The sequence below is a fragment of the Ornithinibacter sp. genome, from assembly GCF_035443565.1.
Taxonomy (GTDB): domain Bacteria; phylum Actinomycetota; class Actinomycetes; order Actinomycetales; family Dermatophilaceae; genus Fodinibacter.
The window spans coordinates 1-10,776 of record NZ_DAORSO010000052.1 but is presented as its reverse complement, the minus strand read 5'-3'; the positions used below and the strand labels follow the sequence as shown (position 1 = coordinate 10,776).

Genomic DNA, 10,776 nt, shown 5'->3' with positions numbered 1-10,776 from the left:
CGACCGGGACGGACGGGTCGAACCGGCGCACCATCCGCCGCCGCAGCACTGCGTCGCGTAGCTCCACGACACCAGTGTGCCGGGGGTGCCGAGGGTGTGTCCGGCGGGACCCGCGTGGTGGCACGATGGTGCCCATGGACGACGACCCGCTCCCTCCGGGTTACCCCAGTGAGTGGGAGGCCGACGTCGTCCTGCGCGACGGCACCGTCGCCCACGTCCGGCCGATCCGACCATCGGACACCGACGGCATCCACCGTTTTCACAGCGGCCAGTCGGAGGAGTCCATCTACCTGCGCTTCTTCGCCCCGCTGCGGCGGCTGAGCGACGCCGACGTCCACCGCTTCACCCATGTGGACTACGTCGACCGGGTCGCCCTGGTCGTCACGCTGCGCGAGGACATCGTCGGGATCGGTCGCTACGACCGCATCGACGCCCGCAGCGCCGAGGTCGCCTTCAACATCAGTGACCACTACCAGGGCAAGGGCATCGGATCGGTGCTCCTCGAGCACCTCGCCGCGATCGCGCGCGACGTCGGCATCACCCGCTTCACCGCGGAGGTGCTGCCGCAGAACCGCAAGATGCTCTCGGTGTTCTCCGACGCCGGGTACGACGTGACGCGGCACATCGAGGACGGGGTCGTCGAGGTCGGGTTCGACATCGAACCGACCGACTCCTCGAAGGCCGTCGCCATGTCACGCGAACACCGGGCCGAGGCCCTGAGCGTCGCCGCGATCCTGCACCCCCGCACGATCGCCGTCATCGGCGCCAGCCGGCGGCGCAACTCCATCGGCAGCCAGCTGCTCGAGCGCATCGTCGCGGCCGGGTTCACCGGCGAGATCCACCCGGTCAACCCCAACGTGCGCACCCTGCGCCGGCGCACCGCCTACCCCTCGGTGGCGGCCGTGCCCGGACGGGTCGACCTCGCGGTCATCGCCGTCCCGGCCCACGCGGTGCTCGAGGTCGTCGACGAGTGCGCCGAGGCGGGGGTCAAGGCGCTGCTCGTCGTCTCGGGCGGGTTCGCGGAGGAGGGCCGTGACGGCGCCCGCCTCCAGGCAGAACTGCTGCGCCGGGCCCGCGGGGCGGGGATGCGGGTCGTCGGGCCGAACTCCTTCGGGCTGATCAACAACGACCCGTCGCTGCGGCTCAACGCCTCGCTCGCGATGACGCTGCCACCGGTGGGGCGGGTCGGTCTGTTCGCGCAGTCCGGGGCCCTGGGGATCGCCGTGCTCGCCTCGGCCGCGCGCCGCAACCTCGGCATCTCGACGTTCGGCTCGGCCGGCAACCGCGTCGACGTCTCGGGCAACGACTTCATGCAGTACTGGATCGACGACGACAACACCGAGGTCGTCGGCCTGTACCTCGAGTCGATGGGCAACCCGCGCAAGTTCTCGCGGATCGCCCGCAACCTCGCCCTCATCAAGCCGGTCATCGTCGTGAAGTCCGGCGTCTCGCGCTTCGGGGTGCCCCCGGGGCACCGGGTCCGCCGCACCAAGGCCCGCCCGGCGGTGTTCAAGGCCATGCTCAAGCAGGCCGGGGTGCTGCGCGTCGAGAACGTCCACCAGCTCTTCGACATCGCCCAGCTGCTCGCCACGCAACCGCTTCCCCGCGGCGACCGCGTCGCCATCGTCGGCAACTCGACCGCGCTCGGCACGCTGACCGCCGATGCCTGCACCAGCTGGGGCCTGAAGGTCGCCCACGGCCCGGTGAGCCTGCCGAGCGAGGCCACCGCGGCCCAGTTCCGCACGGCGCTCGCGGCCGCGTTCGCCGACCCCAAGGTCGACTCCGTGCTGACCTGTTTCATCCCGCCCCTGGTGACCAACGACGAGGACGTCGCCGCGGCCGTGCGCGACATGGCGCACGGTGCCGACAAGCCCTGCGCCGCAACCTTCCTCGGCATGCGCGGGGTGGACGACGGGCACTCCTCCGTCACCGGCACGGGTGGCTCGACCCAGGCGATCCCCGTCTACGCGATGCCCGAGGATGCCGTGCGCGCCCTGGCCGCGGCCACCCGGTACGGTGCCTGGCGCTCCAAGGACCACGGGGTGCCCGTGGCGCCGGCCGGCATCAACCGGCGGATCGCGGAGGACATCGTCGAGACGGTGCTCGCGATGGAGCCCAAGGGGCGGCGCCTCACCTCGGACGAGTCAACCGCCCTCCTGCAGGCCTACGGCATCGACGTCTGGACCAAGCAGGAGGTCAGCACCGTCGACGAGGCGGTCGCGGCGGCCGAGCAGGTCGGCTACCCGGTGGTGCTGAAGTCGACCGCGCCGATGGTCCGCCACCAGGGCGGCACCAGCGGGGTGCGCGTCGACCTGCGCACCGAAGCCGCCCTTCGGGCCGCGTGGGAGTCGCTCACCGAACGGCTCGCACCCCTGGACGCGGATCGCCTGGTCGTGCAGCGCATGGCGACCCCGGGGGTGCCCTGCGTCGTCACCTCCGACGAGGACCCGCTCTTCGGGCCGGTCATCGGCTTCAGCGTCGCCGGGCTGCCCACCGAGCTGCTCGGTGACATCGGCTACCGCATCCCGCCACTCACCGACGTCGACGTCTCCGAGCTCATCTCGTCGGTGAAGGCGTCCCCGGTGCTCCACGGCCACCGCGGGGCGACCCCGGTGAACCGGGCTGCCCTGGCCGACCTCATCGCGCGGGTCTCGGTGCTCGCCGACGACCTCGCCGAGGTGGCCTCGCTCGTGCTCAACCCCGTCAACGCCCACCCCGGGGGAGTCGAGGTGCTCGGCGCCGAGATCGTGCTCGCCCCCGCACCCCGCCGCACCGACCCGGGGCGCCGGTCGCTGACGTAGCGCAGGCCACGCCGTTCGCTGACGTGGCTGTCACCGGCAGCGGGCACAATGGACCCCATGAGCCCTGCCCCCGACGCCCCCGTCCTCCCGGCGGACCTCACCGCCGCGATCGTGCGGGCCGGCTACTACCCAGCCCTGGTCGCCGACGTCGTCGCCGCAGCCCTGGTGCACGAGCCGATCCACAGCCACCTCGTCCACCTCGAGACCACCTTTGACCGCGACGTCGTGCGCCGCCACATCACGGTGCTCGTGCTGACCCCCACCCGGCTGCTCATCGCCCACGCCGACGACCACGCCGACGAGCCACCCGCCCCGCAGGACGTCGCCACCGCGACCACCGAGTCGATCCCGCTGTCCGCGGTGCGCGGCGTCATGCTGACCCACGTCGTCGAGAGCCCGTCGACGTACGTCCCGGGCAGCCTCGGCCGCGAGATCACCCTCACCCTCGGGTGGGGCACGGTGGCCCGGCTCGACCTCGTGCCGGCCTCCTGCGCCGACCCCGACTGCGAAGCCGACCACGGCTACGAGGGCACCATCACCGGTGACGACATCGCCCTGCGCATCTCGGCCGCAGCCGATGGTGAGGACGCCCTGGCGGAGGCGCTGTCGTTCGCGAGGGACCTGTCCGCGGCCCTCGGCCAGGCCTGAGCCCCCGGATGCCGTCCACCGGGGACCCGTCGGCGGCCGCACCCGTCGGGTCCGCGCCCTCGCTGGCCGACGTGCTGCCCAGCGTCGCCAGGAGCCTGGGTGTCGCGTGGGGCACGCCGCGAGCGGGAGGTGACCCGGCGGCATCCGACGGCTTTGCCTTCCCACCCACCCGCCGGGCGGTCGTCGTGCTCATCGACGGGCTGGGGCACGACCTGCTGGTCCGGCGGGCCGGCCACGCGCCGTGGCTGCGGTCGAGGCTCGCGAGCACCCAGAGGGTCGCCAGTGGTTTCCCGTCGACCACCGCCACGTCGATGGGCACCTTCGGCACCGGGCTGGCGGCCGGCGCCCACGGGCTGCTCGGCTACGAGGTGCTCGTACCCGGTCACGACCGGCTGCTCAACGAGCTGTCGTGGGAGGACGGGCCCGACCCTCGCCTCTGGCAGCCGCACGGCACGGTCTTCGAAGCCGTCGAGCGCGAGGGCGTCGAGGTCGTGCGCATCGGCCCGGCGTACTTCGACGGATCCGGGCTGACCACGGCCGCACTGCGTGGAGGCCGTTTCGTCGCCGCGACCTCCCTCGAGGCCCGGGTCGACGCCGCGCTCGCCGCCGTCCGCGCTGCGCCGCGCACCCTGGTGCACCTGTACTGGGGTGAGCTCGACAAGGTCGGCCACGTGCACGGCTGCGACTCCTGGCAGTGGGGCGAGGAGCTCGAGGCCGTCGACCGGGAACTGGCCAGGCTCGCCGCCCGGCTGCCGGCTGACTGCTCGCTCACCGTGACGGCCGACCACGGCATGGTCGACTCCCCGCACGAGCTGCGCCTCGACGTCGCCCACGAGCCGGTGCTGGCCCATGGGGTGCGCCACGTCAGTGCCGAGGCCCGGGCCCCACAGCTCTACGTCGAACCCGGCGCCGCTGACGACGTCCGGGCAGCCTGGGCCGAGCATCTTGGCGACCGGGCACTGGTCCGCAGCCGGGAGGAGGCCGTCGCAGCCGGGTGGTTCGGCGCGGTGCTGCCCGAGAACCTGCCGCGGATCGGCGACGTCGTCGTCGCGATGCGGGGCCGGTTCGCCGTCGAGGACTCCCGCCGCGCCCGGTCCGAACTGCTCGCGCTGCTCGGCCTGCACGGCTCGCTCAGCGACGACGAGGTGTCGGTTCCCGTCGTGCACGTGCCGTCAGCCGTCGTCGCCTAGGGTGTCGCCTCGTGGCTGAACTGGTGTTCTTCTCCGGAACGATGGATTGCGGCAAGTCGACCCTTGCCCTTCAGATGGACCACAACAACTCCGCCCGCGGCCGGCAGGGGCTGATCTTCACCAAGCTCGACCGCATGGGGGAGTCGGTGCTCTCCTCGCGGCTGGGCCTGTCGACCCCGGCGATCGAGGTCTCCGACCACCTCGACTTCTGGGACGCCGTCGTCGAACGGCTCACCCAGGGTGTCCGGGTGGACTACCTCATCTGTGACGAGGCGCAGTTCTACACCCCCGAGCAGGTCGAGCAGCTGGCCCGGCTCGTCGACGAGCTCGGCATCGACGTGCACGCCTTCGGCATCACCGCCGACTTCCGAACCGAGCTCTTCCCCGGGTCGCGCCGGCTCATCGAGCTCGCCGACCGGGTGCAGCTGCTGCAGGTCGAGGCGTTGTGCTGGTGCGGGCGCAAGGCCACCCACAACGCCCGCATCGTCGACGGGGTGATGGTCGTCGAGGGGGAGCAGGTCGTCGTCGGCGACACCGCGAGCACTTCGGTCGGGCTCGTCGAGTACGAGGTGCTCTGCCGCCGCCACTACATGCGGCGGATGAACAGCCACGCGGCGCGGGCCGCTGCCCTCTCGCCGGACACGCTGCCGTTCGACCTCGACGTGTGCGCCGTGCCGCCCCAGCCGCGTTCCCTCGGCTGACGCGCGGTCGGCCGGGTCAGCCCTGGCCGCTGCCCTTGGTGCCGAAGACGATGTCGTCCCAGCTCGGCACGCTCGGGCGCCCCTTGCGCGACGGCGTCGGCCGCATCGGCGGACGCTTGGGCCCGGATCGCTCGGATGCCGGGTCGTCGGCGGTGTGCTCGGCCTCGGAAGACGCCAGGTCAGTGTCGGATGCCGCGTCGTCAGCGATGGGATCGCCCTCGCCGGCGTCATCGACCGGCAGGTCGTGGACGATGAACTCCTCGGCGTCCGAAGTCACGTCGTCCTCGGCCTCCGGTGTGTCCCCGCGGGCATCCGCATGCGACTCGGTCTCGGTGGACACGGCCTCTGCGGGCACGGCGACGGGAGGCGGCGGGGGCGGCACGAACGTCGGGTCGAGGTGGAGGTCCTCCAGCGGCAGGGCATCGCCGTGCAGCCCGTCACCTCCGGGGGTGTGCGTGGGTGAGGACCGTCGGCGCTTTCGACCCCGGGCACTCTGCTCGCGCATGGCCGCCATGAGGTCGATCGGGTCGTGCGGGCCGCGTTCACGGGGCCCGCGCTCCCGAGGAGCACGCTCGAGGCCACCGTCGGCGTCGATGTCGTAGACGTCCAGGTCACCCTCGAGGACGGCCCGGTGGGGGGTGGGGATCGCCCCGGGTGTGGCGTCCTCGCTCAGCCACCGTGCTTCGTCGTTGGTGGCCGTCACCGACCCGCCGAGCGGTTCGTAGCGCCAGGTCGCGGTGCGTTGGCGTCCTCCGGCGCTGAAGGTCATGCTCAGCTGCCAGGTGCCCTCCTCGTCGCGCGCGGAGTCCCAGTCCACGGCATCCCGCTCGACCCCGCGGTCCTTGAGGCGATCGGCAACCCGATCGGCCAGCGTGAGTGGGCCGTTGCCGCGGGATCCGACGGCGCACTGCCGGGCCTTGGCCGCGACGTACTCGCGCTCGGCGAGCACGGGCCCCTCGAAGCGTCGAACCTTCTCGACAGTCCACCCGGCGCGGTCGGCGACCTCCTCGGCGGACAGTCCTCGGCGGATGAGCGCCTGCACGTCCCGCGGCCGCAGGCCCCCCTCGATCTCGATCTGCAGCTGCCCCAGCCGTGGCCGGTCACGACGGGCAGCGGCGCGCAGGGCCTCGTCGAGGGGCAGCCGGAAGCGCCCGCCGTCGGCGTTCGCCAGCAGCAGGTGTTGGCCGTCCTCGTGGACGCCGATGAGTCGAAGGTCCTGCATGTGGGGGCTCCCGGTGGTGCTCGTGGTCAGGACGACTGTGCCACTGCCCGACAGCCAGATGTCGCAGCCCACGCCGAGGCTCGCCGGATTGCCCGCATACGCTTGTCCCATGCCTGACTCCGCGTCCCTCCTCGCCCCGTACGACGCCGTCCTCCTCGTCTCCTTCGGCGGCCCCGAGGCCCCCGAGGAGGTCGTGCCCTTCCTGCGCCGCGTCACGGCCGGCCGTGACATCCCCGACGCCCGCCTCGAGGAGGTCGGTGAGCACTACTTCGCCCGCGGCGGGCGCAGCCCGATCAACGACCTCAACCGAGACCTGCTCGCGCGCCTGCGGGCGGAACTGGATCGCCGCGAGATCTCCACCCCGCTGCTCTGGGGCAACCGCAACTCCGAGCCGTTCCTCGCCGGAGCGGTCCACGAAGCCTTGGACCAGGGGGCGTCCAGGGTCCTCGCCCTGGTGACCAGCGCCTACTCGTGCTACTCCTCGTGCCGTCAGTACCGCGAGGACCTCGCGGCAGCGGTCGACGAGGTCGGCCCGGCCGCCGACGGCCTCGTCATCGACAAGGTGCGCCCGTACTCCGGGCACCCGGGTGTCGGGAGGGCGTGGCGCCGGGCCCTCGTCGCGGCCCTGTCTGAGCTGCCCGAGCCGGCGAGCGCGCGCATCCTCTACGTCACCCACTCCATCCCGACGGCCATGGACGACACGTCCGGCCCGGGCGACGGCGAGGGCAACCTCTACGTCGACCAGCACGTGCGGCTGGGGCGCCGCCTCACCGACGAGGTCAACGCCGAGCTCGGCCTGGACGTCGAGGGTGAGCTCGTCTTCTGCTCCCGGTCGGGTCGCCCCGGCCAGCCGTGGCTCGAGCCCGACGTCAACGACCGCATCGAGGAGCTCGCCGCCGAGGGTGGGGTCAGCGCGGTCGTCGTCGCACCGATCGGGTTCGTCTCCGACCACATGGAGGTCGTCCACGACCTCGACACCGAGGCGGCCGAGACCGCGCAGAAGGTCGGCATGCCGTTCGTGCGGGTCGCGACGCCGGGCACCGACGACCTGTTCGTCGAGGGTCTGGTCGACCTGCTGCTCGAGCGCGCGGCCCAGGCCCGCGGCGAGGTCGTCCTGCCCGAGACGTGGGTGCCCGGTGACGTGCGTCCCTCGGTGTGCGCCCCGGGCTGCTGCCCCAACCTGCGCGCCGTGAAGCCGGCCCTGTGCGGCAGCGACTGATGACCACGCATCCCGCGGCGACGGCATCCGATGTGTCAGTCGGCCTCGCCGCCGTGCTCGAGGAGATCGCCTGCACGGTCGCGCGGGCCGCCGGGCGACTCGTCGTCGACGAGCGGCCGGTCGACCTGGGCGTGTCGTCGAAGTCGAGCGCGACCGATCCCGTGACCGTCATGGACCAGCGCAGCCAGGAGCTCATCATCGAGCTGCTCGCCGCGGCCCGCCCCGACGACGCCGTCCTCGGTGAGGAGGAGGGCGGCTCGACCGGCACCAGCGGGCTGACCTGGGTGATCGACCCGATCGACGGCACCGTCAACTACCTCTACGGCATCCCGGCGTACGCCGTGTCCGTCGCCGTCGTCGTGGGGGACCCTGCCGTGGCCGGTGCGTGGCAGCCGGTGGCGGGCGCGGTGCTGAACCCTGAGTCGGGCGAGCTCTTCCATGCGCACCTCGGCGGGGGAGCGCGACTGACGACGGATGCCGGGACGCGCACCCTGCGCACCACGGCCGCCACCGACGTCGCGCACGCCCTCGTCGGCACGGGGTTCGGCTACGCCGCCGACCTGCGCCGGCGACAGGCCGAACTGCTCGTCGACCTCCTGCCGCGGGTGCGAGACATCCGCCGCCACGGCGGGGCCGCCCTCGACCTGTGTGGCCTCGCCGCGGGCCGCCTCGACGCCTACTACGAGAGCGCCCTCAACCCGTGGGACCGCGCCGCCGGGGAGCTCGTCGCCCGTGAGGCCGGGGCCGTGCTCGGCGGCCCGGTCGGTGACGTCCTCACGCGCGACCTCGTGTGGGGGGCCGCTCCGGGGCTGGCGGCGCAGTTCGGTCCGCTCGTGCGTGAGCTGTCGGCCCGGCACGTCGGCTCGGTGGACTGAGGCCGGTTTCTTCCTGCCCGCTGGGACGACATGGCTTTTGTGCCGTCGATGGTGCACAATCGCCGCGCACGGCGCAGCCCGGGCACAAAATCGGAACCTGATGCGTTCTGAGGGTCCCGGGACACGACGAAGGGTGGACGACAGGCAATGGCAACCGACTACGACGCACCGCGCAAGACTGACGACGAGCTGTCAGAGGACTCCATCGAGGAGTTGAAGAGCCGGCGCGTCGACAAGCGCGCCTCGAGTGTCGACGTCGACGAGACCGAGCAGGCCGAGGGCTTCGAACTGCCCGGTGCCGACCTGTCCGGCGAAGAGCTCTCGGTGCGGGTCCTGCCGCGCCAGGCTGACGAGTTCACCTGCTCGCGGTGCTTCCTCGTGCACCACCGCAGCCAGCTCGCGACCGACAAGGGTGGCGTGCTCGTGTGCCGGGAGTGCGCAGCCTGAGCACCGTCGCCGTTCGCCGGCTGCACCCGCACGCCCGCCTGCCGCTCTACGCCACTCAGGGGGATGCCGGTGCCGACCTCACGAGCGTCGCGCAGGTGACGTTGGCCCCGGGGGAGCGGGCGCTGGTGCCCACCGGCATCGCGCTGGCGCTCCCGCCGGGCACGGTCGGGCTGGTGCACCCGCGCTCGGGCCTCGCGGCCCGGCACGGCGTCACCGTGGTCAATGCCCCAGGCACCATCGACTCGGGATACCGCGGCGAGGTGCACGTCAACCTCGTGAACCTCGACCCGCGCGAGTCGTTCACGGTGCAGGTCGGTGACCGCATCGCCCAGCTCGTCGTGCAGCACTACGTGCACGCGACCTTCGAGGTCGCGGATTCGCTTCCGGAGAGTGACCGGGGGGACACTGGGCACGGGTCCACGGGCGGCTTCGGCTCGTACCAGCCCGCCTGACCCGCAGCACTCCAGACCAGATTCGAGGACGACCCCCGTGAGCATCTTCAAGCGTTCCAAGAAGTCCGACCCCGCAGGTCGTGCCGGCGAGGTCGACGGCGTCGAGACGCTGGAGGGCCAGGACCCCGTCGACACCGACGCGGACGGCACGCAGGCCGACGGTGACGCGGCGGGCGACGACGCGGTGACGCGCACGGCATCCGTGGTGCTCGACCGCAGCGAGGGCCCGTTCGACGCGAGCGAGGTCGACGGCCGCGGGGGTCGGGTCGACCTCGGCGCACTCTGGATGCAGGGCGTTCCCGGCATGGAGCTGCGCCTCGAGGTCGACCAGAACACCCAGCAGGTCAACGCCGCGATGGCCGTGATCGGTGACTCCGCGCTTCAGGTGCAGGCGTTCGCTGCGCCCCGCTCGGGTGGCCTGTGGGACGAGATCCGTGCCGAGCTCGTGACCGCGATCGAGGCGCAGGGCGGCACCGCGGAGGAGCGCGTCGGCCCGCTCGGCACCGAGCTGCGCACGCGGATGCCGTCGCGCGGCGAGAACGGTCGCACCGTCTTCGCGCCCGCCACCTTCCTCGGGGTCGACGGGCCGCGCTGGTTCCTGCGCGGGGTGCTCTCCGGTCGGGCCGCCATCGACGACGACGCGGCGGCCCCGCTGCTCGAGGTCCTGCGCGCGGCCGTCGTCGTGCGCGGTACCGAGCCGATGGCCCCGCGCGAGCTGCTCCCGTTGGCCCTGCCGCGCGAGGCCGAGCGCGCCGCCGAGGCTGCCGAGGCTGAGGCTGACGCCGAAGACGAGGCCGAGCGCACCTCCCTCGACCCCTTCACGCGAGGGCCTGAGATCACCGAGGTGCGGTGATGGGCCTGCGCCAACTGCTCGAGGACCTGGGCAAGACCTCGGTCGAGCACCAGGCCGATGTCCTGCGCACCCAGTCCGAGACGGCGGGTGGTGACGACCTCACGGCCCTGGCTCCTCGGCATCCTGCCTGTGTGTGCGGCACCGTGCGCACCGTGACCCTGCCGCCGCGGCGCAGCGTACCCGCCCTCGTCGCGGAGGTGTGGGACGGCAACGGGTCGGTCAACCTCGTGTGGATCGGTCGCCGCAGCATCGCCGGCATCGAGCCGGGCACGTTCCTGCGGGCGCGCGGCCGGGTGGCCGAGGTGCGCGGGGTGCCGACGATCTTCAACCCGGCCTACGAGATCGTGCCGACCGCGTGAGCGCCGCTG

11 protein-coding genes are annotated in these 10,776 nt (G+C 72.8%); 10 read left to right on the top strand and 1 reads right to left on the bottom strand.

The features are described 5' to 3' along the window. The first annotated feature begins 134 nt into the window (after nucleotides 1-134). From PLL68_RS07645 to PLL68_RS07630, 4 genes are read left to right on the top strand one after another with little or no spacing between them, the layout of a single operon-like run. Complete coding sequence (locus PLL68_RS07645; protein ID WP_324533177.1) at nucleotides 135-2,801, top strand: bifunctional acetate--CoA ligase family protein/GNAT family N-acetyltransferase; 2,667 nt, start codon at nucleotides 135-137, stop codon at nucleotides 2,799-2,801. 48 nt (nucleotides 2,802-2,849) lie between these two features. Further along, nucleotides 2,850-3,449 (top strand): DUF5998 family protein, encoded by a 600-nt coding sequence (locus tag PLL68_RS07640; RefSeq protein ID WP_324533176.1) that lies wholly within the window; start codon nucleotides 2,850-2,852, stop codon nucleotides 3,447-3,449. 8 nt (nucleotides 3,450-3,457) lie between these two features. Next, nucleotides 3,458-4,639 carry an alkaline phosphatase family protein gene (locus tag PLL68_RS07635; RefSeq protein WP_324533175.1) on the top strand — a complete coding sequence of 394 codons (1,182 nt, stop codon included), beginning with the start codon at nucleotides 3,458-3,460 and terminating at the stop codon, nucleotides 4,637-4,639. 11 nt (nucleotides 4,640-4,650) lie between these two features. Beyond that, entirely contained in the window at nucleotides 4,651-5,340 is a 690-nt protein-coding gene (locus PLL68_RS07630; RefSeq protein ID WP_324533174.1) for a thymidine kinase, read from the top strand. 16 nt (nucleotides 5,341-5,356) lie between these two features. Here PLL68_RS07630 and sepH read toward each other — a convergent pair whose 3' ends face one another. After that, entirely contained in the window at nucleotides 5,357-6,673 is a 1,317-nt protein-coding gene (gene sepH, locus PLL68_RS07625) for a septation protein SepH (RefSeq protein WP_324533173.1), read from the bottom strand. Here sepH and PLL68_RS07620 point away from each other — a divergent pair. The 6 genes from PLL68_RS07620 to PLL68_RS07595 all read left to right on the top strand — a co-directional run bounded on the left by PLL68_RS07620 (nucleotide 6,672) and on the right by PLL68_RS07595 (nucleotide 10,767). Then, the gene (locus PLL68_RS07620; RefSeq protein WP_324533172.1) at nucleotides 6,672-7,781 is read left to right on the top strand and encodes a ferrochelatase; all 1,110 of its coding nucleotides are present in this window, start codon (nucleotides 6,672-6,674) and stop codon (nucleotides 7,779-7,781) included. The two genes, sepH and PLL68_RS07620, sit on opposite strands and share 2 nt — an antisense overlap. Continuing rightward, nucleotides 7,781-8,656: an inositol monophosphatase family protein gene (locus tag PLL68_RS07615; RefSeq protein ID WP_324533170.1), complete on the top strand. Its 876-nt coding sequence runs from the start codon at nucleotides 7,781-7,783 to the stop codon at nucleotides 8,654-8,656. The genes PLL68_RS07620 and PLL68_RS07615 overlap by 1 nt, the downstream gene beginning before the upstream one ends. Nucleotides 8,657-8,803: 147 nt before the next feature. Continuing rightward, complete coding sequence (locus tag PLL68_RS07610; protein ID WP_159899566.1) at nucleotides 8,804-9,103, top strand: DUF4193 domain-containing protein; 300 nt, start codon at nucleotides 8,804-8,806, stop codon at nucleotides 9,101-9,103. After that, entirely contained in the window at nucleotides 9,091-9,555 is a 465-nt protein-coding gene (dut, locus tag PLL68_RS07605; RefSeq protein WP_324533183.1) for a dUTP diphosphatase, read from the top strand. The genes PLL68_RS07610 and dut overlap by 13 nt, the downstream gene beginning before the upstream one ends. Before the next feature lie 37 nt (nucleotides 9,556-9,592). After that, the gene (locus tag PLL68_RS07600; protein WP_324533167.1) at nucleotides 9,593-10,408 is read left to right on the top strand and encodes a DUF3710 domain-containing protein; all 816 of its coding nucleotides are present in this window, start codon (nucleotides 9,593-9,595) and stop codon (nucleotides 10,406-10,408) included. After that, nucleotides 10,408-10,767 carry an OB-fold nucleic acid binding domain-containing protein gene (locus tag PLL68_RS07595; protein WP_324533165.1) on the top strand — a complete coding sequence of 120 codons (360 nt, stop codon included), beginning with the start codon at nucleotides 10,408-10,410 and terminating at the stop codon, nucleotides 10,765-10,767. The genes PLL68_RS07600 and PLL68_RS07595 overlap by 1 nt, the downstream gene beginning before the upstream one ends. Nucleotides 10,768-10,776: the final 9 nt, after the last annotated feature.

Coding starts and splice junctions, on each gene's coding strand:
- PLL68_RS07640 (WP_324533176.1), top strand. CDS start 2,850: ATGGACCCCATGAGCCCTGCCCCCGACGCCCCCGTCCTCCCGGCGGAC.
- PLL68_RS07595 (WP_324533165.1), top strand. CDS start 10,408: ATGGGCCTGCGCCAACTGCTCGAGGACCTGGGCAAGACCTCGGTCGAG.
- PLL68_RS07615 (WP_324533170.1), top strand. CDS start 7,781: ATGACCACGCATCCCGCGGCGACGGCATCCGATGTGTCAGTCGGCCTC.
- PLL68_RS07645 (WP_324533177.1), top strand. CDS start 135: ATGGACGACGACCCGCTCCCTCCGGGTTACCCCAGTGAGTGGGAGGCC.
- PLL68_RS07620 (WP_324533172.1), top strand. CDS start 6,672: ATGCCTGACTCCGCGTCCCTCCTCGCCCCGTACGACGCCGTCCTCCTC.
- sepH (WP_324533173.1), bottom strand. CDS start 6,673: ATGGGACAAGCGTATGCGGGCAATCCGGCGAGCCTCGGCGTGGGCTGC.
- PLL68_RS07610 (WP_159899566.1), top strand. CDS start 8,804: ATGGCAACCGACTACGACGCACCGCGCAAGACTGACGACGAGCTGTCA.
- PLL68_RS07635 (WP_324533175.1), top strand. CDS start 3,458: ATGCCGTCCACCGGGGACCCGTCGGCGGCCGCACCCGTCGGGTCCGCG.